This window comes from Veillonella parvula, assembly GCF_024461875.1.
In the GTDB taxonomy this organism is placed as follows: Bacteria; Bacillota; Negativicutes; order Veillonellales; family Veillonellaceae; genus Veillonella; species Veillonella parvula_I.
In genome coordinates this window covers 338,782-362,783 of the sequence record NZ_JANGAL010000003.1, presented here as the reverse complement: position 1 = coordinate 362,783, position 24,002 = coordinate 338,782, and the positions used below count along the sequence as shown (strand labels likewise).

Annotated in this window: 26 protein-coding genes; 5 read left to right on the top strand and 21 right to left on the bottom strand. The window is 40.9% G+C overall.

The genetic code is table 11. The annotated features are described in order from the left end of the window. Positions 1–164 precede the first annotated feature (164 nt). Positions 165–1,073 (top strand): hypothetical protein, encoded by a 909-nt coding sequence (locus NE668_RS07410; protein ID WP_227037345.1) that lies wholly within the window; start codon positions 165–167, stop codon positions 1,071–1,073. A 47-nt stretch (positions 1,074–1,120) separates the two neighbouring features. On the opposite strand, the gene atpC is transcribed toward NE668_RS07410, so the two are convergent. The 16 genes from atpC to NE668_RS07330 form a co-directional block, all read right to left on the bottom strand. Beyond that, complete coding sequence (gene atpC, locus NE668_RS07405; RefSeq protein WP_008602448.1) at positions 1,121–1,528, bottom strand: ATP synthase F1 subunit epsilon; 408 nt, start codon at positions 1,526–1,528, stop codon at positions 1,121–1,123. A gap of 3 nt (positions 1,529–1,531) precedes the next feature. Further along, positions 1,532–2,956 carry a F0F1 ATP synthase subunit beta gene (gene atpD / locus NE668_RS07400; protein WP_105087018.1) on the bottom strand — a complete coding sequence of 475 codons (1,425 nt, stop codon included), beginning with the start codon at positions 2,954–2,956 and terminating at the stop codon, positions 1,532–1,534. 18 nt (positions 2,957–2,974) lie between these two features. Beyond that, a complete protein-coding gene (gene atpG / locus NE668_RS07395) occupies positions 2,975–3,829 on the bottom strand; it encodes an ATP synthase F1 subunit gamma (protein ID WP_021148536.1) in 855 nt (284 codons plus the stop codon). A 3-nt stretch (positions 3,830–3,832) separates the two neighbouring features. After that, positions 3,833–5,371, bottom strand: a complete 1,539-nt coding sequence (gene atpA / locus NE668_RS07390) for a F0F1 ATP synthase subunit alpha (RefSeq protein WP_004697546.1) — start codon at positions 5,369–5,371, stop codon at positions 3,833–3,835. A 16-nt stretch (positions 5,372–5,387) separates the two neighbouring features. Beyond that, entirely contained in the window at positions 5,388–5,939 is a 552-nt protein-coding gene (gene atpH, locus NE668_RS07385; protein ID WP_227037342.1) for an ATP synthase F1 subunit delta, read from the bottom strand. A 4-nt stretch (positions 5,940–5,943) separates the two neighbouring features. Then, complete coding sequence (atpF, locus tag NE668_RS07380; protein ID WP_012864787.1) at positions 5,944–6,441, bottom strand: F0F1 ATP synthase subunit B; 498 nt, start codon at positions 6,439–6,441, stop codon at positions 5,944–5,946. An 18-nt stretch (positions 6,442–6,459) separates the two neighbouring features. Beyond that, positions 6,460–6,687, bottom strand: a complete 228-nt coding sequence (gene atpE, locus NE668_RS07375; RefSeq protein ID WP_004695064.1) for a F0F1 ATP synthase subunit C — start codon at positions 6,685–6,687, stop codon at positions 6,460–6,462. A 23-nt stretch (positions 6,688–6,710) separates the two neighbouring features. After that, the gene (gene atpB / locus NE668_RS07370; protein WP_004695063.1) at positions 6,711–7,385 is read right to left on the bottom strand and encodes a F0F1 ATP synthase subunit A; all 675 of its coding nucleotides are present in this window, start codon (positions 7,383–7,385) and stop codon (positions 6,711–6,713) included. A gap of 200 nt (positions 7,386–7,585) precedes the next feature. Further along, positions 7,586–7,822, bottom strand: coding sequence for a hypothetical protein (locus tag NE668_RS07365; RefSeq protein WP_042986657.1), 237 nt, complete (start codon positions 7,820–7,822; stop codon positions 7,586–7,588). A gap of 142 nt (positions 7,823–7,964) precedes the next feature. Then, positions 7,965–8,159, bottom strand: coding sequence for an AtpZ/AtpI family protein (locus tag NE668_RS07360; protein WP_012864790.1), 195 nt, complete (start codon positions 8,157–8,159; stop codon positions 7,965–7,967). Between the two features lies 1 nt (position 8,160). Further along, a complete protein-coding gene (gene wecB / locus NE668_RS07355; RefSeq protein WP_227037341.1) occupies positions 8,161–9,303 on the bottom strand; it encodes a non-hydrolyzing UDP-N-acetylglucosamine 2-epimerase in 1,143 nt (380 codons plus the stop codon). 57 nt (positions 9,304–9,360) lie between these two features. Continuing rightward, a complete protein-coding gene (locus NE668_RS07350; protein WP_156697260.1) occupies positions 9,361–10,512 on the bottom strand; it encodes a glycosyltransferase family 4 protein in 1,152 nt (383 codons plus the stop codon). A gap of 34 nt (positions 10,513–10,546) precedes the next feature. Then, positions 10,547–11,905: a PFL family protein gene (locus tag NE668_RS07345; RefSeq protein WP_004695059.1), complete on the bottom strand. Its 1,359-nt coding sequence runs from the start codon at positions 11,903–11,905 to the stop codon at positions 10,547–10,549. 9 nt (positions 11,906–11,914) lie between these two features. After that, positions 11,915–12,190 carry an ACT domain-containing protein gene (locus NE668_RS07340; protein ID WP_156697261.1) on the bottom strand — a complete coding sequence of 92 codons (276 nt, stop codon included), beginning with the start codon at positions 12,188–12,190 and terminating at the stop codon, positions 11,915–11,917. A gap of 134 nt (positions 12,191–12,324) precedes the next feature. Then, positions 12,325–13,962: a phosphoglucomutase gene (locus NE668_RS07335; protein ID WP_227037340.1), complete on the bottom strand. Its 1,638-nt coding sequence runs from the start codon at positions 13,960–13,962 to the stop codon at positions 12,325–12,327. A 164-nt stretch (positions 13,963–14,126) separates the two neighbouring features. Next, complete coding sequence (locus NE668_RS07330) at positions 14,127–15,077, bottom strand: YitT family protein (protein ID WP_156697263.1); 951 nt, start codon at positions 15,075–15,077, stop codon at positions 14,127–14,129. 205 nt (positions 15,078–15,282) lie between these two features. Between NE668_RS07330 and ispE the strand changes: the two genes are divergently transcribed. The 4 genes from ispE (at position 15,283) to NE668_RS07310 (ending at position 20,084) form a co-directional block, all read left to right on the top strand. Further along, a complete protein-coding gene (gene ispE / locus NE668_RS07325; protein ID WP_021148541.1) occupies positions 15,283–16,179 on the top strand; it encodes a 4-(cytidine 5'-diphospho)-2-C-methyl-D-erythritol kinase in 897 nt (298 codons plus the stop codon). Then, entirely contained in the window at positions 16,176–16,868 is a 693-nt protein-coding gene (locus tag NE668_RS07320; protein WP_004697535.1) for a GntR family transcriptional regulator, read from the top strand. The genes ispE and NE668_RS07320 overlap by 4 nt, the downstream gene beginning before the upstream one ends. Before the next feature lie 139 nt (positions 16,869–17,007). Beyond that, on the top strand, positions 17,008–18,468 hold the full coding sequence (locus NE668_RS07315; protein ID WP_227037338.1) for an alanine/glycine:cation symporter family protein: 1,461 nt from the start codon (positions 17,008–17,010) through the stop codon (positions 18,466–18,468). 359 nt (positions 18,469–18,827) lie between these two features. Then, the gene (locus tag NE668_RS07310) at positions 18,828–20,084 is read left to right on the top strand and encodes a Glu/Leu/Phe/Val family dehydrogenase (RefSeq protein WP_227037337.1); all 1,257 of its coding nucleotides are present in this window, start codon (positions 18,828–18,830) and stop codon (positions 20,082–20,084) included. 141 nt (positions 20,085–20,225) lie between these two features. On the opposite strand, the gene NE668_RS07305 is transcribed toward NE668_RS07310, so the two are convergent. The 5 genes from NE668_RS07305 to NE668_RS07285 form a co-directional block, all read right to left on the bottom strand. Next, positions 20,226–20,717 carry a QueT transporter family protein gene (locus NE668_RS07305; RefSeq protein WP_227037336.1) on the bottom strand — a complete coding sequence of 164 codons (492 nt, stop codon included), beginning with the start codon at positions 20,715–20,717 and terminating at the stop codon, positions 20,226–20,228. Between the two features lie 472 nt (positions 20,718–21,189). Continuing rightward, positions 21,190–21,879: a 7-cyano-7-deazaguanine synthase QueC gene (gene queC / locus NE668_RS07300; RefSeq protein WP_101928472.1), complete on the bottom strand. Its 690-nt coding sequence runs from the start codon at positions 21,877–21,879 to the stop codon at positions 21,190–21,192. 68 nt (positions 21,880–21,947) lie between these two features. After that, positions 21,948–22,703 (bottom strand): exodeoxyribonuclease III, encoded by a 756-nt coding sequence (locus NE668_RS07295; protein ID WP_101928473.1) that lies wholly within the window; start codon positions 22,701–22,703, stop codon positions 21,948–21,950. Positions 22,704–22,840: 137 nt separating this feature from the next. Next, on the bottom strand, positions 22,841–23,068 hold the full coding sequence (locus NE668_RS07290; protein ID WP_008602417.1) for a hypothetical protein: 228 nt from the start codon (positions 23,066–23,068) through the stop codon (positions 22,841–22,843). A gap of 13 nt (positions 23,069–23,081) precedes the next feature. After that, complete coding sequence (locus NE668_RS07285; protein WP_105087029.1) at positions 23,082–23,900, bottom strand: sulfurtransferase; 819 nt, start codon at positions 23,898–23,900, stop codon at positions 23,082–23,084. Positions 23,901–24,002 lie beyond the last annotated feature (102 nt).

The window sequence follows — 24,002 nt, the reverse complement described above, 5'->3', positions numbered from 1 at the left end:
GAGCGCCTGCCTTACAAGCAGGATGTCGGCAGTTCGATCCTGTCATCGTCCACCAGACTAAAGAAGCAAGCTATTAAGCTTGCTTCTTTTTTTTGTATATATGATATAATAATATAAATTGTATAATTTGTAATTTTAAAAGAGTTTTATTAAGAGGAGGAATTATGTTACATAACTTCGGACTCTATAAACGTCCACTACTTACAGTACTTGCTGTACTACTCACAACTGCATTTACAACAGCCAGTGCCGCTATGATCGATTTGAGTCAATTAACACCAAATACAACACAACCTGTAGCTCTTAGCACTATACAAAGTAGCACAAGTAATGAAGCTCCTACATTAGCCCCTGAAACGAATATGGAGCCTGTCATAAAAGTGGCTGCAACACCAACATCTACACCGATTTCTGGAGCTCCGGAAAAAGCCACAATTAATACTTCTAGTACAAGTCATGATGGACACTTAGAAAACTTTCCGAGCCGTAAAGTTACTATTGTTGTACCAGCAAATTTGCGCAATGAAAACACAGCTCAATTTGGTCGCTACATGACAGATCGCTTATCAAATACACTTAAATATCCTTACTATGATACAACCATCGTAAGTACTAACACACCAACTGCAGAAATTAAAGCCGCTGATCTTGCTCAAATTGCAGAGGCCCAAAATTCTGAAATCGTTATTATGCCTGTACCATTACAAGACGTATATGTACAAGTTAATACTATTAACAGCCCAGATCCATACAATAAGGATAATCATGAAATTTATATCGCCGCAAAGGTTAATGCCCTTTTATACTATTATGATGTAAACGATAAGATAATCCATACTGTTCGTACGGGCTTCAACCAAACTGATGACTCTTTGACTATGCCAACACATAAATCAGTTTGGAACAAAGTTATGACTATATTACTTGATAAATTACCATACAAACGAATTCCAACAGACCGTGACCGTTACCAAGCACCTGGTATCAATTCTGAGGCACCTGTTGTATTAGATTTTCAAGTAGAACAGCCTAAGAATACTGCATACTCCTTAAAAGGTGTGAGCATTTTATAATCAAAATTAGAAAGATAAAAAGGCTAGCCAGATGGCTAGCCTTTTTCTTATAACATTTTTGTAACATGCAAGCGCAGTAAGGCACGTTGCAATGCTGCTTCCGCTCTTTCTACATCAATATCAGGTGTAGGATTTGATAACCGACCTTCTGCACGCTCTTTAGCTCGACGAGCACGTTCCACATCAATGGATGTTGGATCTTGACAGTCAGGGGTTACAATACTCACCTTATTATGTTCAATTTCACAGAAGCCACCAAAAACAGCATATTCACGAGATGTTCCATCTGGTTGATCAATGCGTAAAGGTGCCAAGTCTAATGCGATAATCATAGGTGCATGGTTTGGCAAAATACCAAAAGCACCATCGATAGCTTTACCTACAAAGAATGTAGATTGGCCTTCGAATACAATCGCATCAGGTGTAATTATCTGTAGGGTCATAGGTTCCGCCATGGATTATTCCCCCTTCTCTTGCATTTCCTTTGCTTTTTGAACGGCTTCATCTATGGTACCAACCATGTAGAATGCACCTTCTGGCAATTCATCATGTTTACCATCCAAGATTTCTCTGAAGCCTCTCAATGTTTCGGACAATGGCACATATTTACCAGGAGAACCAGTAAATACTTCTGCTACGAAGAATGGTTGACTCAAGAAACGTTGAATCTTACGAGCACGGGATACAGTGAGTTTATCTTCGTCAGACAATTCTTCCATACCGAGGATTGCGATAATATCTTGAAGATCGCGATATTTTTGCAATACTTCTTGTACGCCACGAGCTACTGCGTAGTGCTCTTCCCCAAGTACATGTGGATCCAAAATACGGCTTGTAGAGTCCAGAGGATCCACCGCTGGATAGATACCGAGTTCCGCAATGGAACGAGACAATACTGTTGTCGCATCCAAGTGAGCGAATGTCGCTGCTGGAGCAGGGTCAGTCAAGTCATCAGCAGGTACATATACAGCTTGTACGGAAGTAATGGAGCCCTCTTTTGTAGATGTAATACGTTCTTGTAATGCCCCTACGTCATTAGCCAATGTAGGTTGATAACCTACGGCAGATGGCATACGACCTAAGAGGGCAGATACTTCGGAACCCGCTTGAATAAAGCGGAAGATGTTATCAATGAACAAGAGCACGTCTTGTTTTTTCACATCACGGAAGTATTCGGCCATTGTAAGGCCTGTAAGACCTACGCGCATACGAGCCCCTGGTGGCTCATTCATTTGTCCATATACGAGAGCTGTTTTGTTGATAACGCCGGACTCTTTCATTTCGTTCCACAAGTCGTTACCTTCACGAGTACGTTCGCCTACACCGGAGAATACGGAATAACCGCCGTGCTCTGTAGCAACATTGTGAATCAATTCCATGATCAATACGGTTTTACCTACACCGGCACCACCGAAGAGGCCAATCTTACCACCTTTTACATATGGAGCGATAAGGTCAACGACCTTAATACCTGTTTCCAAGATTTTTGTGTCTGGAGAAAGGTCATCAAATTTAGGTGCTGGACGGTGAATAGGCCATTTTTCATCAGCCACAACTGGTGCTGGATCATGGTCTACAGTTTCACCAAGTACGTTAAAGATACGACCCAATACGCCTTCCCCTACAGGAACGGAAATTGGAGCACCAGTATCTTCTGCTTCCATATTACGTGTCATACCGTCAGTAGAACTCATGGCAACGCAACGAACTGTATCGTCGCCTAAGTGTTGCATAACCTCTACTACGATTTTTTGTCTATCGTGTGCCTTGTGGTCATGGTAGATGTGGATAGCGTTGTAGATAGCTGGTAAATGACCAGCATCAAAGCGCACGTCTACAACTGGGCCGATGACCTGCACAACTTTACCAATATTATTACTCATCGACAGATGTCTCCTTATCTATTGCAAGGCATTAGCGCCACCAACGATTTCAGAAATTTCGTTTGTAATACTAGATTGACGCAACTTGTTGTATTCAAGGCCTAAGGACTCAATGAGTTCCCCTGCATTATCTGTAGCCGATGTCATGGCCGTCATACGAGCACCTAATTCACTAGCTGCAGATTGCAACAATCCATTATAAACTGTAATTTCTAAGTATTTTGGCAGCAACGCCTCCAAGACGGATACGGCGGACGGCATGAAATCATACTCTTCGCCTTTTACCTCATCTTGTGGTTGCTCTATTGGCAACAAGCGCTCAGCCTGTGCAATTTGCGTCATAGAATTTACAAAACGTGTATAGATCATGATGACTTCGTCTACTTCATGACGTTCATATAGTGAAAGTGCTTCATGCATAATAGTACGCGCATGTTCATAGGATGGTTTATCCGAGAAGCCCGCATAAGACTTATCGATGCGAACACCTCTAGATTTCATGCTGTCTCTAGGCTTTCTGCCTGCCGTGATAACACGGTATGTATCAGGAGATTTACCATGTAATTGTTCCATGGCAAATTTCAATACATTAGACGAAAATGCCCCTGCAAGACCTTTATCTGCACCTACTACAATATAGCAAGTGCGCTCTACAGGTCGCACATCTAAAAGAGGACTTTCAAAGCCTTCTAAATCACTATTAGACATATGACGCAAGATTTGCCCTATCTTTTCTGCGTAAGGACGAGTAGCTTCCGCTTTTGTTTGTGCCCTACGAAGACGAGCAGAAGCTACCATCTTCATCGCTTTTGTAATTTGTTGCGTATTGGTAACACTTTTTATGCGTTTTCGCAAATCTTGTGCACTAGCCATACATTACGCCTCCTTACGAGACACTAATGTATGTGTAGAGCCAAATGCTTCAACACATTCTGGGATTGCTTGCTTCAATAGATTTTCAGTTTCTTCGTCAATTTTCTTAGACGTTTCAATGTTAGTGATGATTTCAGGATAATTTGCTTTTACATAACGTAAAAGTTCAGCTTCAAAGGACAATACATCTGCCACTTGAATATCTGCTAAGTACCCTTTAGTACCAGCGTAAAGGTTGATAACCATTTCCGCTACACTCATAGGCTCATATTGACCTTGTTTTAACATTTCAGTTAAGCGTTCACCACGATCAAGTTGAGCGCGTGTAGCCGCATCAAGGTCAGAACCAAACTGAGCGAAAGCAGCCAACTCACGATATTGAGCAAGGTCCAAACGCAATTGGCCCGCCACTTGCTTCATCGCTTTAGTTTGTGCGCTACCACCTACACGGGATACGGACAGACCTACGTCAACAGCTGGACGAATACCAGAATAGAACATATCTGTTCCCAAGAAAATTTGACCATCAGTAATGGAAATTACGTTTGTTGGAATGTATGCAGATACGTCACCTGCTTGTGTTTCAATGATTGGCAACGCTGTAATAGAACCTCCACCAAGTTCAGATGAAAGTTTCGCAGCCCGCTCTAATAGACGACTGTGTAAGTAGAATACGTCGCCTGGATATGCTTCACGCCCTGGTGGACGGCGCAATAATAGGGACATAGCACGATATGCAGCCGCTTGTTTTGTTAAGTCATCATATACGCATAATACGTGTTTACCTTGGTACATAAAGTATTCACCCATGGCAACACCAGCATATGGGGCAATGTATTGAAGAGGTGCACCTGTGGAAGCACTCGCAGAAACTACGATTGTATATTCCATAGCGCCTGCTTCTTCAAGTTTTTGTACTACGCGAGCAACTGTAGATTCTTTTTGACCAATAGCTACATAAATACAAATAACATCTTTGCCTTTTTGGTTCAGAATAGTATCTAAGGCAATCGCAGTTTTACCTGTACCACGGTCACCGATGATAAGCTCACGTTGACCACGGCCGATTGGTACCATCGCATCAATCGCTTTAAGACCTGTTTGCAATGGTTCATTTACGGATTGACGATCCGCAATACCAGGTGCGGGATGTTCGATAGGACGACGTTCTGTAGCTTGAATAGCACCCTTGCCATCAAGAGGTTGACCAAGAGGGTTTACTACGCGACCAATCAAGGCATCTCCGGCAGGAACGTCCATAATTTTGCCAGTACGGCGCACTTGGTCCCCTTCTTTAATCAAGAAGTCATCACCTAATAGTACGGCACCCACATTATCTAATTCTAAGTTCAAAACCAAGCCATATACGCCGTGTGGTAATTCTAGCAACTCACCGGCCATGGCTCTTTCAAGACCATAAATATGGGCGATGCCATCCCCTACGTCGAGAACAGTACCCACATCATCGACATTGAGGTCAACATCATAGTCCTGAATCTGCTGTTTGATTATAGCAGTGATTTCTTCAGGCTTCATTTTCATATATACCCATTCACCCCTATCTAATAGAGTTCGTTCTTAATAAAGATTTTTCTAATTCCTCTAAACGACGAGATACAGAGCCATCAATGCGTTTATCCCCTACTTGGATAATAATACCACCCATAATAGATAGATCTTGACGCATAGATAAAATAACATCTTTCCCTGTTACTTCTCGTAATTTAGCTTGTACAGATGCTTCTACATCAGCTGTGATTGGTTCTGCTACAGTTACAGTAGCTTCCAAAATACCACGAGCCTCTCGTGATTTTTGAATAAACGCTGCAATGGCCTGTGCAATATAACGATGGCGCCCGCGTTTAATCATCACATAGATAAAGTGTAAAGCAACTTTGTCGATACTAGATTCAAAGATGGAACCAACTAACTTAATCTTTGCATCTTCTGTAACGATTGGATTTTCAAGGAATAAACGAAGTTCAGGCTGTTCCGCCATAACGGACGCTACATAACCTAATTGCTCCTCCATGAGTTCCAAAATATTTTGTTCTTGAGCTAATTCAAACATAGCCGAACCATATTTATCTGCTACAATTTCTATGCTCATCGTATCACAACCCTATCGTTTTACTATCAAGTTGACGAATAGCGTCTTCGATCAATTTTGTATTAGTTTCGCTGTTCATATCTTTAGCAACAACTTTACCAGCCATAGCTACAGATAAAGATACCACTTCGTTACGCAAGCTGTTCATAGCACGATCGCGTTCGATGGCAATATCTTGACGAGCACGATTTTTTTCTTGTTCAATTTGCTCGCGAGCTGTTGCCAATTGTTCTCGTGTAGTATTTTCTGCTTCTTGAATTGCTTTTTCAACAATTTGTTGTGCTTCTACACGAGCATTAGAAATTTGAGCTGCATAATCAGCTTTAAACTTTTCTGTCTCTGCACGGGCTTGTTCAGCAGCTTCTAAATCTTTAGCAATTCGTTCTTTACGTTCTGTCATCATAGCCAATAATGGTTTATATGCAAAACGCGCCAATAGCCAAACTAATATAAAAAAGTTCAACATTTGAGCAAGAATCGTTCCAAGGCTTAAGTCAACCAAGGTTATTCCTCCTCGTTATTATCTGAATAACAAAATAAACGCAACTACTACACCGATGATAGGCATCGCTTCGATTAAACCAATCGCAACGAACATAGTAGACATCAATTGACCACGCAATTCAGGTTGGCGTGTAATACCTTCGATTACTTTACTAGATACAAGACCGTCACCGATACCTGCACCAATGGCACCACAACCTACTGCGATCGCTGCTGCTAATGCGAATAAACCTTGAGCTTCCATAATATATCCTCCATATATAATAATTAATGTTCCTCACTAAGAGCCATCCCTAAATAGGATGCTGTAAGAACGGTAAAAATAAAGGCTTGAATAATGCCGATAAACAAACTAAAAGCAATCCACACCCATGGTACAGGTACAAACCAAGGCAACTTGTATAATACTTCTAACAAAATTTCACCAGCTACGATATTGCCGAATAGACGGAAAGCAAGCGTAACAGGTCTAGCGATCTCTTCAAAGATATTAAGTACTAGCAAAGCCTTATAAGGTCGTACAAAATGCTTAAAGTAAGATAAGCCTTTAACTTTAATACCCATAACCCATACTACTAATGTACTACATAAAGCCAATGCAACTGTAGTATTGATATCAGATGTTGGTGATGTTAACGCCTTAAGTGTAGGCATTAAGCCTAATTCATTTCCTACAAAAATAAATAAGAAAAACGTAAATAACAAGGAACTCACCATCGGCCAATGACGACCCAAGTTCGGAGCTAATTGCCCCTCTAAGCCTTCTAATATAGATTCCACTATATTTTGCAAGCCTACAGGCACCAATTTACGTCCTCGGGTGGCTAGTATTGTTATTAATATTACAATAGCCATAGTAACCCATGTAGCAATCAAGGTATCTATATTAAATGTCAACCCCAACCACTGCACGACCTCATGGTGTCCCGCATGTAATACCACGTTCTCAACCCCTTTCATAGATATAATAAAACCTAATATATTTACAATTAATATAAATATAACATATATGTATCATCATACATCGTTATAGATATATAATCAACACTTGAAGGGTAAGCAATTCCAATTAATCATAAATATAATGTATACAATGCATAATTGGAATACCTTTGTTGTTCCTATTTTAGGTCATTTTAGAACTAAAACTGGCAACTGAGCCACCAGTACACAGCATATAATGCAGGCTGAATAAGCGCGATACCTATAAACATGCTAACAGCCTCTACACCGGGAATTTTCAGACCTAAGACCACTAGAGAGCCTACTAACATAAGGCGCCAAATCATCTGTCTACGAGATTTACGTACGGCTTTATAAGGATCTCCTGACACAATAGATTGTCCATGCAAAGCTAGGCTAAGTAAGTAGAGAACCATTATAAAGATGCCCCAAAGCCATCCCCATAGATACTGTTCTAAGCCACATAAAACTTGTATTATACTGCCAAAAAAAGCAATAAAAAAACAAGTCAGCAGCACTCGCACTATGAATTTTATATATTGATTCATACATACCTCACTACTTAACTTGTTTATACAACATATAAAACCCTGTTATTGCTCCTATTAGGCCAAATATGACCATGCAGAGTGGTTCCGTTTGAAGCCAAGTATCCAATTTATAACCTAGCCAAATAAAACCTCCTATACAGGAGACCAGTGTGACCCCCGCTGATGTTGCCATGGCGAGGGCTTTCACAAGATCCTTATCCATATTATTTACCAAAACGTTCAGGACGATGCGCATCACCTAAGAATTCATGTCGCAACGCTTGAATGATGCGTTCAGAGGCTTTTCCGTCACCATAGGGGTTAACAGAATTAGACATTAACTTATACGCTTCAGCATTGCTCAATAATTCATAAGCGGCTTTATGTACCGCATCTTTATCAGTACCTACAAGGCGAACAGTGCCTGCTTCTACCGCTTCAGGACGTTCTGTCGTATCACGTAATACGAGAACTGGCTTACCAAGAGCTGGGGCTTCTTCTTGAATCCCACCTGAATCAGTCAAAATCAAGTAAGATTTAGCCATCAAGTTTGCAAATGGTTCATAGTCAAGAGGGTCAATTAATGTAACACGCTCCACAGAACCAAGTTCCTCTTGTACAACTTGGCGAACTTTAGGATTTTTATGTACAGGGAAAACAACTTGAATATCTTCAAATTCATTGATTAAATCTCGAATGGCTTGATATACATGGCGCATAGGTTCACCTAAGTTTTCTCGGCGATGTGTGGTAACAAGAACCGTACGTTTTTTAGGATCAAGAGCATTAATAGCTGCATCATCGAATACATAGCTGTCTTGTACCGTCGTATCAAGAGCATCGATAACAGTATTCCCCGTTACATAAAGATGTTCTGTATTAATATTTTCTTTTTTTAAATTGCTTTCAGAACTAGAAGTAGGCGCAAAGTGATACGTCGCGATCGAACCCGTCAATTTTCGATTCATCTCTTCAGGGAATGGAGAGTAAATATCACCTGTCCGTAGTCCTGCTTCTACGTGACCTACAGGAATTTCTTGGTAGAAAGAAGCCAATGCCCCAGCAAAGGTAGTTGTAGTATCACCATGAACGAGTACCACATCAGGTTTTGCTTCTTCTAATACATCTTTAAGGCCCATCAAAGCACGATTAGTTACATCATATAGTGTTTGACCTTGGCTCATAATATTTAAATCATAGTCTGGGGTAATATTAAACAAGTTTAGTACTTGATCGAGCATATCTCGATGCTGTGCCGTAACGGTTACGATAGGTTCCATATCTGGTGCTGCTTGTAATGCTTTTACAAGAGGAGCCATCTTGATAGCCTCAGGTCTTGTACCAAAGATTGTCATAACTTTTAACATAGTTGCCTCCAACGTAGTAGGATAGAAAAAATGGGGCGCCAAGCGCCCCACAGATGGTTATTCCTTATGAGAATCATCAGTATTCTCCAAGGCTTTAGCCAATTCATCGCGATCAAAGGATATGGTATCATCCGAGTCGCTGCGTTCAATTGTAGGACGTGGTAACGGATGCCCTGCCGCATCACTATGCATGATAACGCCAAGACGTCGTGCAATATAAATACTACACAAGAAAATTACTAATACCAAGGTCGCGCCGACCCAAGCATTAACCTCTGCAACGATAACAGATACACCGCCGAAAAGAGCTGTTACTGCATACATCAACAATACAGCTTGCTTTTGTGTTAATCCTTGTGCCAATAAGCGATGGTGAACATGACCTTTATCGGGTTTAAAGATGGGACGTCCACTGATTTTACGGCGCACAATGGCAAATAAGGTGTCTAAAATAGGCAAGCCTAACACAATGGCAGGTACCACTAGAGCAATCATAGCAGCTGTCTTCACAGCGCCCATAACGGAAATAGCTGCTAATGTATAGCCTAATAACATGGATCCCGTATCACCCATGAATATTTTTGCAGGATTGAAGTTATACCGCAAGAAACCTACAGTCGCACCTGCTAAAGCAAGAGAGATACAAGCAAGATCAGTTTGACCAAGTTGCAATGTCATTGCACAAACAGCGATACATGCGATAAAGGAAATACCTGCAGCCAAGCCATCAAGGCCATCGATGAGGTTTACAATATTTGTAAAACCAACTATCCAGAAAATAGTCAATGGAATAGCCCAATACTTGAGATATACTACACCACCCCAAGGAAGGTTAATGAAATCTACTCGAATATCATAAGCCACCAGGATAGCGGCTGCTATAATTTGGCCCATTAACTTAGTTTTTGGCTCAATTTGTTTAATGTCGTCCCAAATACCAACTAGCACCAAAATGACTGTACCAAGGACAAACCCAAACAATTTATGATCATGCGGAATGGAATCGTTAAAAAGAACCGATCCCACATAACCGAGAAAGATTGCTAATCCACCAAGTCGTGGAATCGCACCATGATGCACCTTTCGAGCATCAGGCTTATCTATTGCCCCAACAGCAACGGCAAAGCGTTTTACCAATGGGGTAAGTGCAAAGGTTATGATGAGCGCTACTGCAAAGGCCCACACATAATCGAGCACATATTCACTCATAAGACACCTCCAACAAGTAGGTTGTAAAAACGGATTAGTTCGTTAAGCTACGAATAGGAGCAGGAATTCTGCCACCGCGGGCAATGAACTCGGCTGCACTATATGGACTCACTTCGATAATAGGAGCATAACCTAATAATCCACCAAATTCAACAACCTCTCCAACAGTCTTACCAGGTACAGGAATTACACGAACCGCAGTTGTCTTATTATTAATCATACCAATTGCTGATTCATCTGCAATGATAGCAGAAATGGTATCAGCAGTAGTGTCTCCAGGAATAGCAATCATATCAAGCCCTACAGAACAAACACATGTCATGGCCTCTAATTTATCAAGTGTCAAACTGCCACAGGATACAGCATCAATCATGCCTGCATCTTCCGAGACAGGAATGAATGCACCACTAAGACCACCTACGTGAGAGGAAGCCATAAGACCACCTTTTTTCACCGCATCATTAAGTAATGCTAGTGCCGCTGTAGTGCCATGACAACCACAAGAGGACAAGCCCATTTCTTCAAGAACATGAGCTACAGAGTCACCTACAGCTGGCGTTGGCGCCAAAGATAAATCAATAATACCAAATGGTTTACCTAGGCGGCGAGATGCCTCTTGCGCTACCAATTGACCTACGCGCGTGATTTTAAAAGCAGTACGTTTAATCGTTTCTGCTACAACGTCAAAGGATTGACCTCGAACGGATTCAAGCGCATGTTTTACAACGCCCGGGCCAGATACACCTACAGAAATAGCACTATCCCCTTCTGTTACCCCGAAGAAAGCACCCGCCATAAATGGATTATCCTCTACAGGATTACAGAATATTACGAGCTTAGCACAACCAAGAGCATCATTATCCTTTGTAAGCTCTGCAGTTTTCTTAACGATGATTCCCATGTCTCGCACTGCGTCCATGTTAATACCAGTTTTAGTAGAGCCCACAGCAACAGAGCTACAAACGATATCCGTAGTTGCCAGCGCTTCAGGAATAGAGTCAATCAAAATGCGGTCAGCTCGAGTGGCGCCCTTTGTTACAAGCGCAGAAAAGCCGCCAATAAAATTAACACCTACAGTTTTTGCAGCACGATCCATAGCTTCCGCCACAGGAACATAAGATGTTAAATCACTACCCCCTGCAACTAGAGAAATGGGTGTTACAGAAATACGCTTATTGATAATAGGGATGCCGAATTCTCGCTCAATATCTTCCCCTGTAGATACAAGATGTTCTGCCTCTTTTGTAATACGGTCATAAATACGGTCACACAGCTCTTTACCAGAACTAGATGCACATTCTAGCAAGCTAATCCCCATCGTAATAGTACGCACATCAAGCTTGTTATCGTGAATCATCTGATTCGTTTCTAAAATATTGTCGATAGATAACATAAGTGCCTCCTATCCTACGCGGTGCATACTTAAGAAAATATCAGCATGTTGTGCACGGATTTCAACACCTAGTTCTTTACCTTGATTCGTCAAAGCCTCTTGGATAGCTGTAAGATTTTTCATATCTTCAGACTTAGTTTCACACATCATAATCATATTGAAAACGCCATCAAGGATGGTCTGATTAATGGACATAATATTTACACCGTAGTTAGCGAGTACAGTACTAACTCCAGCAATGATACCAACGCGGTCTACGCCGACAACGGTAACAACTAATTTCATAACATCACCTTCTCTAAGCACTACAAGCTATATAGCCAGTATAGGGCATTCAATAAACTATATTAATATATTATAACACATTTATTATTTTTCATGAGTGAAATCTTTATGAGTTTTCTAGTGAAAACAACATGTTACACTTCGTCAGACAAAGCACTTGTTACAATCTCTTCACCAGCAGTTAACAATGCGATAAGACCTTTATCCCCTTTATAGCTTTCACCATAAATTTTATATAAATCTTCAGTGCCAGATGGGCGTGCTACAAACCATCCTGTTTCCGTTTCCACACGAACACCATCGATAGGCATATCTTTATACAGAGAAGTAGTGCGAACATTAGTAATCGCATCACCATCTACTTCGGTAGCCGTAATGGAGCTTGCATTTAATTGTTTCAACTTAACCTTGGCCTCCTTTGTACAAGGCGCATCAATACGACCAAAACGAGGATCGCCACACCCTACAACAAGATTATTATAGAGTCGGTCAACAGTAGCCCCCATAACGGCATACATTTCCATCGCAAGGAGAGCCATTACCATGCCATCTTTATCAGTAGTCCATACGGTACCGTCTTTTTTAAGGAACGATGCACCAGCAGATTCTTCACCGCCAATACCAATCTCACCATCGAATAATAGGGAACTAAAATATTTAAAACCTACTGGAACCTCATAAACAGGAACCTCTTTACTAGCAGCCCATTTATCAATCATAGTGGTACAAACAACGGTTTTACCGACCCCTTTATTTGTCCAACCACGAGTCGTAAACAAATAATCCGCCGCAGTCACAAGAAATGCGTTTGGAGAAGCTAGCCCATGCGGACTAACGATACCATAGCGATCATAATCAGGGTCATTCCCAACAGCGAGATCATAATTACCAATTTGTTTAATTACGTCAGCCATGGCATATTCAGATGAGCAATCCATACGTACCTTACCATCATGGTCATAGGTCATAAAGCTAAAGGTTGGATCATACTCATCATTAATAATATCTAGGTTTAGATTATACCGCTCTTTAATAGCACGCCAATAACCTAGTCCACTACCGCCGAGGGCATTAACGAGGACCTTAGGTTTTGCACTTTGGATTGCCTCCATATTAATGATAGAAGATAGTTCTTCTACATATAGACCTTTATAGTCATATGGAACCTGTTGGTCGGGTTCAATATTGTCGATACTAATACGTTTAAATCCTTCTAATTCACAATATGCGTGAACATATTCATTGGCACGTGTTTCAATCCATTTAGTAATCAACGTATCCGCTGGACCACCATTGGTAGCGTTATACTTAATGCCACCATTATCTGGAGGATTATGAGACGGCGTAATCACGATACCATCCGCCTTATCATCGTGGCTTTCATTATAACGAATAATAGCACGAGATATAGATGGTGTTGGCACGAAATCCATATCGGAATCAACCATTGCCGTTACACCATTGCCAGCAAGGACCTCTAGAACCGTCACAAGGGCTGGCTGAGATAAAGCATGTGTATCTTGACCGACAAAAATCGGACCTGTAGCGCCGAATTGACCACGGCCATCACAAATAGCCTGTGTAATAGCGGCCACATGTAAATCTGTAAACGTACTATTTAAAGATGTACCGCGATGGCCAGATGTGCCAAAGGATACGAATTGTGTCGGATCTGTAATATCCGGAGTATTATCAAAATATGCATCCACAAGGGTTTGCACATCGATAATATCTTGTTCTTGTACAGGCGTACCTGCTAATTTGTGAGTCATAGAAACCTCTAATCTTATCTTGAGGGCAAGCCCTCTCATTTTACAACCTTGATATTCAATCAATCACATTAAATTATTTTCAAAATGTATGTATCATTCATAAAATATTATATTTACGCATAATTAATATAAGATGACAACAGCCAGAGATTTATCATAATTCTTTATTTTAATTTGTTACAACTATTTTCATCTATTACAACATTATTGTTCGCTTCGGTAGTTATATCTTGTGATTTTAGCTGTTTAGATATTTCCGCAGGAACAATAGGTTGAGTAAAACCTTGACCGATAACCTCTTGGGCATCAGTAATCAAGATAAACACATTTGGGTCCGCTTCTTGAATAACCTCTTTCAATTTATTTACCTGCAGCAAGTTGACTGCAACCATCACAATTTGCTTAGGCGTCCGTGTATAGGCACCAATACCATTAATAATAGTGGCACCACGACCAACCTTATTGATAATACACTCACATACTTCATCGGTGCGATAGGTAATGATAAAAGCAACTTTACGTTGATTAAACCCGATTACCACCTTATTTGTAATAATAGTATACACATACACACTGATAAGAGTTACAGCTACCGCTTCAAGTCCAACAACGCCGACAGCAACTAAGAGGATGGCACAGTTGATAGCGCTATTAATGGACCCCATTTGAAGGCCATAATATTTGCGAACGATAAGTGCAATTGGATCAAGTCCCCCTGTATTACCACCTACACGGTAGACGATACCAAGCCCTAGTCCAGTTGTGATACCTGCCATCATAGAACTGAGTAGTGGATCCTTAATGATCATGTCATATTGCAAGAAACTAAACAGATCAATCATCCACGATAACATGAGCGTACCATACAAGGTATTAAGCACTACGCGTTTACCAAGCCACTTCCAAGCAGCCCAAAATATAGGGACGTTCAAAATAACGTTCCAAGAACCAACGGATAATCCCGTTAGATAATACAAAATCAACCCTACCCCACTAATACCAGTACTAACCAGTTTGTGAGGTAGTACAAAGGCATCTAAACCAGCACCAAAAATTGCACAACCAATAGCAACTATGACACATTGATAGACAACATCTTTATACTTGGCGAACATAGCTCCCTCCAAATTGCCATTTCACTATAAATATTCTATAATGAACTAATTAAAACATACGCTGTTTACAATGCTTTTAATAATCAAACAACAGGTATATACAAAATCATCATAAACCACTTAATGGTTATTTTCAATCACTTTATAACAGTATAAAATAAACATATAAACTGCATATATTTTGTACATTACAAACGAGGCTATTATGAGTAAAAGTTTTGAGCAACTCGGTTGCAGCAAAATTAATATTGGGCTTGCTATTACAGGCAAGCGTGACGATGGATACCACGACATCGATTCTATATTTCAATCGATTCGCCTTAGTGATTCTATTTATTTCGCTAAGCATCATTCCGTAGTATTTTCTGGTGGCGCTCCCGAATTGCCTGACTACATGCAAAAACTCGTAAGCTATGGAGAAGATAATCTCGCGCTCAAAGCGTTACGCGCCATACAGGCCTATACGGGTTGTAAAGCCGGTGCCGCCATCCACCTATTAAAACGCGTTCCTATTCAAGCGGGTCTTGGTGGCGGTAGTGCAGACGCAGCAGCCATGTTATTAGGTCTCAACCGCTTTTGGGACTTACGGCTCACACAAGAGGAACTTTTAAACATTGGTGCCTCACTAGGATCTGATGTGCCGTTCCTACTACAAGGTGGTACAGCTCGCGGAACTGGTCGTGGCGAAGTGTTAACCTATAGCCAATCGCCAGAAGCACATTGGCTATTACTAGTAAAGCCAAAGGTATCTATTTCTACAGCGGTTGCTTATGGTCGCTTCAACGGTAAATCTAATGCCACCACCAAAACAATCGATACCGTTCTGAACCATCTTCAGAATAATGATTTACAATCTGCTTTCACTAGTAGCGCTAATACTTTCGAAGAATTATTATTCCCAGATCACGAAGAACTAGGAATATGTAAGGAGTTTTTCACTAGCCGTGGTTACCCAACCATCATGACAGGAAGCGGTCCTACGATGGTAGTATTACTTAACAAACCTATGGAAGCCTTACAATTACAAGAAGAGATTAAAGCAGCTGGTCATGATTGGCTGTCACTCATTACTAAAACATGTACACAGGAGGACTTAGTATGACAAAACGGTTACAACCTATACGACTCGATGCGTATAAACCACTAAGAGAAGTGGTAAGTGAAACATTGCGTCAAGCCATCCAAGATGGGGTGTTAAAACCTGGGGAGCGCCTCATGGAAATTCCCCTTGCCGAAGAGTTAGGTGTAAGTCGTACCCCCATTCGTGAAGCCATACGTAAACTTGAACTAGAAGGCTTTGTCGTTATGGTTCCTCGTCGCGGTACCTACGTTGCCAACATATCTTTAAAGGATATTACGCAAGTATTTGAAATCCGTTCTGCCCTGGAAGAACTTGCGGCAGGCCTTGCAGCAGAACGCATTACAGAAGAGGAAATCGAAACGCTGGAGAGAATGCTTGTAGAAATCGGCGATCATATGGAAAACAAAAATATGGAATCCGTTGTGGCTGCGGACGTAGAATTCCACGAAGTCCTCTACCGCGCATCTCGTAATGAAAGATTGGCGGATATTGTTCACAATTTGCGAGAACAAACCTACCGCTTCCGTAGTTTTTCTATGAACCAACCAGGTCGTCTTAGAAAAACTTGGGAGGAACATCGTCAATTAGTGGAAGCCATCGCCTCTCACAATGCCGCACAAGCTCGTAAACTAGCTCGAATTCACATGGAACATTCTGAACAAACCTTGTTGCAAGGAATGGAAGAGTCACAAGAATTTACTAAGGCATAAAAAACATCCTACAAAATACTATATAAAGCAAAATCCTTCCTATTTGTGAAGGATTTTTGTTTTACATAGTCTATAGAAATTGATACAATATCATTGATTATTATGAAATATGGATTTTTTTATAGGAAAGGGAGTTTTTATGGAAGCAATGCTTAATGATGCTATATCTACCATAAACGGCTATTTATGGAGTTATTTCATCATTTTTATTCTTATCGGCGCAGGCCTCTTCTTTACGATGACAACGAATTTTGTACAAATTCGCATGATTAAAGAAATGATTCGCCTCGTAATTAACGGCGCAGGTAGCTCTACAGAAAAGAACCATGTATCCTCATTTCAAGCATTCTGTGTTAGTACCGCATCTCGTGTAGGTGTTGGTAACATCGCAGGAATAGCTATTGCCGTTGTACTTGGTGGCCCTGGTGCTATTTTCTGGATGTGGGTTATCGCACTCATCGGTGCTGCCACGGGCTTCATCGAATCTACATTAGCACAAATCTACAAAGAACCTGTTGCTAAGGGCGGTTTCTATGGCGGACCAGCTTACTATATTCGGTATGGTCTAAACAACAAGGCATTATCTGTTCTATTTGCTATTTTAATCAGTATTACCTATGGTTGGATTTACAATTCTGTACAAGCCAATACTTTGGCTGCATCTCTCCAGGTATTTAACCTTGATGTGTCCTATACAGGCGCTGTAGTAGCAGTCCTTCTTGGTATTATCATATTCGGTGGTATCAACCGCGTTGCAAAAGCATCTGAAATCATTGTTCCTATCATGGCGATTCTATACATTGCTACTGCATTATTTGTGGTAATTATGAATATCACCCAATTCCCACATGTAATCTATACTATTTTCGCCTCCGCATTTGAGCCTGTTGCAGTAGGTGGTGGCTTATTAGGTGCTACTGTTATGAATGGTATCAAACGGGGGCTCTTCTCTAACGAAGCCGGGGAAGGTTCTGTTCCAAACGCAGCCGCTACGGCAGCTGTTAACCACCCTGTAGAACAAGGTCTTGTACAAGCATTCGGCGTATTCCTTGATACATTCATCATTTGTACAGCTTCTGCTTTCATCGTACTCATCGTGGGTGATTACAGCACTACAGGTCTAACAGGCATTGCTCTTGTACAACATAATCTAGCTCAACAACTTGGTTCTTGGGCGCCTACAGCCGTAGCCATTTTCATCGTTATGTTCTCCTTTAGTTCCTTAATTGGTAACTATTACTACGGTGAAATCAATATCAGCCACTTAACAAATAAACGATTCTACCTACATTTGTTCCGTATTGGCGTAATTCTTATGACATTTGTTGGCTCTGTTGCCTCTCTAGATCTCGTATGGAATCTAGCCGATTTATTCATGGCTTTCTTAGTATTAACTAACGTAAGTTCCATCGTACGCATGGGGCGCACAGCAGGTCTTGCCCTTGACGACTATATCAAACAACGCAAAGCAGGTATTGAAACGCCTGTATTTAACCGTTCCATCCTAAATCACACATATGGCATCGTATGGTGGGGCGATGGTCAAACTACAGACTCCTCCGTACCTCCTACTCCGATTGAAGATACAGTGGAAAAATAAAATATATTGACCTATGAGGCTGGTGAAAGTATCTTTCACCAGTCTTTTTCGTATAATCTTTAAATTCGTATAATCTTTAAAATACTTTATTAATACATACAGATGGGTCTATATTCTTCAGAATATAGATTTTTATTTTTTGTAAAAGTATCCATTTTCATAGATAAGACTATCCTCCACCAAGAGATTTTAAAGTGACAGATATCACAGTAACTATCTATATTTTTCCTACTTTTAAAGGTTAAAAACTATAGAATATATTTATAAAAATATAAAGGGTATTCTATTTATAATGTCGAATACTTAAGTATGTGAAAAATTAGCACTAATTAATTTACTCTGTTATCCGGGAGGTAATTATGAGCGGTTATAACCCATATGAAAACATGTTAAACACATTAGACGTAGCAGCTGAAAAGCTCGGCTATACTCGTAGTGAATACGAAGTATTGCGTCACCCAGAACGGGAACTAAAAGTAGCAGTTCCTCTTCAACTAGACAATGGCGAAGTTCGCGTATACGAAGGCTATCGATGCCAACATTCCACATTGCGTGGTAGTGCTAAGGGTGGTCTTCGCTTCCATCCAGATTCCGATGAAAACGAAGTGCGTGCACTTGCGGCATGGATGACTATTAAAAACGCTATCGCTAACATTCCTTATGGCGGCGGTAAAGGGGGCATTAAAGTCGATCCAAAAACTTTAAACCCTCGTGAATTAGAACGCTTAACTCGTAACTTCGTACGTCGTATTGCACCTATCATTGGTGTTAATACTGACGTTCCTGCACCAGACGTAAATACGAATGCCCAAATCATGAGCTGGATTGCTGACGAATACAGCACATTAAAAGGCGAATGGAGCCCAGGTATCGTTACAGGTAAACCAATCGAAGTAGGCGGTTCCTTAGGCCGTAATGAAGCGACTGGTCGCGGTTGTCTCATCGCATTGCAAAGCTATCTTACTAAGAAAAACTTAGATATTAAAAACCTTACAGTTGCAGTTCAAGGCTTTGGTAACGTAGGTTCCGTAGGTGCTCGTCTCATTGCACAAGCAGGTGCAAAAGTTGTGGCTATCGGCGACGTAAGTGTTAACATCTACAATCCTAACGGTCTCGATGTTGAAAAAGCATACGTATATGCTAACTCCCACGGTCGTTCCCTAGAAGGTTACAGCGAACCAGGCATGACTACAATTGGGCCTCAAGAGTTATTGGCTCAACCAGTGGATGTATTGTACATGGCAGCCCTTGAAAACCAATTAAATAAAGACAACATGGAAAATATCCAAGCTAAGATCATCTTGGAAGGAGCTAATGGTCCTACTACTAATGATGCGGATAAATACTTCTATGAAAAGGGCATTGATATCATTCCTGATGTGCTTGCCAACGGTGGCGGCGTAGTTGTATCCTACTACGAATGGGTACAAAACAAAGCAAGCTTCTACTGGACTGAAGAAGAGGTTAATGAAAGATTAACTAAAAATATGCAAAATAGCTTCGAAGCTGTTTGGGAAATGCAACATAAATATAATGTACCTCCTCGTCAAGCAGCGTACATGGTTGCTCTTGAACGACTCGTAGTTGAAACTAAGTGGCGTGGCTACAACTGTTAAACTCCTATACCTCCATACATGTTAGCCATGGAAAAGGCGTAAGCTCACATTGAGCTTACGCCTTTTTATTTACCTATATACATAATCGAAACATCTCTTGAGATTCAATTATTTACTTAGTTTTGTCAATAAAACCACTTATTATTTAAAAGCACCTAACAAAGCAGCCACACTAGGACGGCTCATCAAAGCTTTCACCAATACAGAACCAAGAATCGCTGGAATAGTTTGACCCACGATAAGATTCAACACTAATGGCCAGTACGGTAGACCAAGTAATGGGCTGAGCCACAAGGGCACACATAACGCAGGCACAAAGACGATTGGCAGCATTGCCCACCAAGCGCTGAGGCCAAGCTTGCGCATCCCTACGATGATGCCTGTCGTTACTACACCGACACCAAAGCCCCCCATCATATCGAGGATGCCAAGACCACCGAATAGGAAGTTAGAAATGAGGTTGCCAATCCCCATGGGAATCACCAAGAACGGAAAGGCATAAGCAAGTGCATATAATGATGTTGCTATACGAATTTGATAAGCCCCGAAGGAAACGCTTTGCGTTACATACAATACAACGATGTACAATGCCACAACCATAGCAGAAATAGTCAATTTGCGTGTAGAAATCATAACACTCACCTCCTCAAAATAAAAAAAGCATGGCAAAACTACCATGCTATAAATGCTTATGAATTTCCGTAGTTTTGTTTAGAGACAGGATGGTTTCAAACTGTCTTATTTAGTTGTCGCCTTTAGGCAGTACTAATATTAGCATATATCTAATATTTTCGCAACCAATTTGGTTGTAGGCGGACTTGTCTGTGAATCTACTATTAGTGTTAAGTTTGTAAGGACGGGGTGGCGTAAGATACCTTTCCTCATCGCTCCACTGGCGAACCGGTCATCGGCCGAAGGCCTCAACCTGCCAAAGTCGCTCTTTGAAAAGGTATCTGCCACCACTTCAAATTTAGCAACTCTACTTATACCCTAATACTAGTGACGTACAAGTCCGCCTTAAATCACATATACATGCTACTCTATTAGAGTATATGCAAAGTAGCCGCCTAAAAGGCGACTACTTGTCTAAGCCAGTTTATGGGAATTACAATGCTGGGTCTTCGACTCCGTTTGCGTGAAAGGCTTTGGCTCTGTCGATGCAGGTACCGCAGTGTCCGCATGGTTTGTCTCCGCCTTCGTAGCAGGACCAGGTTAAGTGGTATGGTACGCCGAGGCGTAGACCTTCTTTTACGATGTCAGCTTTGTTGGAGTTAATGAAGGGTGCTTCTAAGGAGCATTCTTTACCGGATCCTTCAAAGATGGCGTCACCCATGGATTTGTAAAAGTATTCCGTACAGTCAGGGTATGCATTGCCCGCCGCATCATCACTATGAGCACCATAATAGATATAGCCACAATCTAAGGATAACGCCAAAGATGCTGCGGCGGATAGGAATAAACCATTTCTAAACGGTACATAAGTGCTTACTATCCCTTTGCCTTCTATATCTTGTTGTTCTTTGTAGGAACCTTGCGGAATATCTTCACTAGATTGTGCTAATAAGGAGCAGTTACTAAAGGCAAATAACTTAGTAACATCCATCGTTTTACCTTCCATGCCATAGTACTCTAAAATAGCTATAGCAGCCTCTAATTCTTTACTATGTTTTTGACCATATTGAATCGATAAAGGCACCACATTATCTTTGCCAAATCGTTCAATGGCAAGGGCTAAACACGTAGTACTATCTACGCCACCACTAAAAAGAACGACGGCCTTTTGTTTTTGAGCCATAGTATCTCCTTTTCTATCACAACAGCCTCATCCGTAGATGAGGCTGTGCTTTTACATTCACTAAAATTTTATAGATCAATAACCAATTCTACTGGACAGTGATCAGAGCCAAAGATTTGTTGGTGAATCTTAGCTTCTTGGATTTTATCGTCAAGACGTTTAGATGTGATGAAATAGTCAATTCTCCATCCTGTATTTCGTTCACGAGCTTTCCCCATGTAGGACCACCAGCTGTATTCTTCAATCGCATCTGGATAGAGATGGCGGAATGTATCTGTAAAGCCTGCCCCTAAGAGTTCTGTCATCTTTGCACGCTCTTCATCGGAGAAGCCTGCATTTTTACGGTTCGTCTTAGGATTTTTTAGGTCAATTTCTTGGTGTGCTACATTGAGATCACCACATAGAATGACAGGCTTTTTCTTATCTAATTCAAGTAGATAATTGCGGAATGCATCTTCCCAAGTCATACGATAATCAAGGCGTGCCAATTCTCGTTGACTATTAGGTGTGTAGCAGCATACTAAATAGAAATTATCATATTCAGCAGTGATAACACGGCCCTCTTGATCATGCTCTTCAATGCCAATACCGTTAGCTACAGACAAAGGCTTAACGCGCGTGAATACGGCAGTACCACTATAACCCTTTTTCACAGCGCTATTCCAATATTGCTCATACCCTGGCAACTCCAAAGAAATTTGATCGGGTTGCAATTTTGTTTCTTGCAGGCAGAAAATATCTGCATCTAATTCATTAAAGGATTCCATAAATCCCTTTGTTACAGCGGCGCGGAGGCCGTTTACATTCCAAGAAATTAATTTCAATTCTTACTCCTTTATAATACTTCGCATCAATCTAATACTATTCACCGTATTTAACTTGGTGAAAGTCTCTTTCACATAGAATATACGTCAAGTTTTTGCTTAATGTAAGCTAATCTAAAGATTATATGTTAGCAATACTACTGCTTTTTATGTTTCTTAGCATGTCTTGCTTCTGCACGAGCCTTGCGGGCATTTTCATTTGCTTTAAGATCGCTTTCACGTTTCTCACGAAAATAGTTAGCCACCGCCGACAAGACAAGGATTACTAATACAGTTACATTAAACATACCAGGTCCAAAGGTATAGATATGATAACACAAATAACCAAAGGCAACGACTGTTAATAATTGTTTTAATAGATTCATTCGCCCTCCTAAGTTAGTTTAATGTTTCTACACCTGTACTAAGCGGGAAGCTTTCATACGTTACCCAGTCACTAGAACTACCAACATATAAAGCAGATTCAAGCCCTACTTCACTCATGGTTAACAACGCATTGCAGGCAGTCACACCAGACCCACAGTACGTTACAACTGGCCTATTTTGGTAAATTTCGTTGTAATACTCAGCCTCTAAATCTTTCAAGGATTTAGGACCATCTACGGTATAACCGCTTTCATAAAAGTGATTAACAGCGCCAGGGATATGGCCTGTCATGCCATCCATCGTATCTACTTGAGATCCATCATAGCGGAATGGTGCACGAGCATCAATGATAACATGATCTCCGCTTTCACTAGCCTTGAGTACCTCATCACGGCTCATAACCATATGCGTTTGCAACTCGTAGTTAAAGATAGATGGTTCAGCAGGTAATGGAGTAGGCTCTTTAGTTAGGAGATGGCCCTCTCGAACCCAACGTTCAACACCACCAGACAATACACGTACATCAGTTAAGCCCATGTAGCGCAACGTCCACCAAAGACGGCCCGCTAAAAATAGCCAAGAATCATATACTACAACCTTGGAGTTGCGAGTAATGCCATAAGACTCAAAGGTATGAGCCAATCGTTCCATATCTGGCAACGGATGACGACCACCATGCTCGCCCAAAGGACCTGTTAAATCCTTATCTAAATCTACCGCATAAGCCCCCTTAATATGGCCCTTTTTATAATCTTGATACCCTCGAGCATCTAAAATGATGACCTCATCGAAACAAGCTAATAATTCTTTAGGAGTGATAAAATTTGACATGTTGTACTCCTTTCTTTGATTATATCGAAAAATACAAATCTGATAATATTATTATATACGAGTACAACGGGATATACAATTTATTTTGGCACAGTAAAAGTT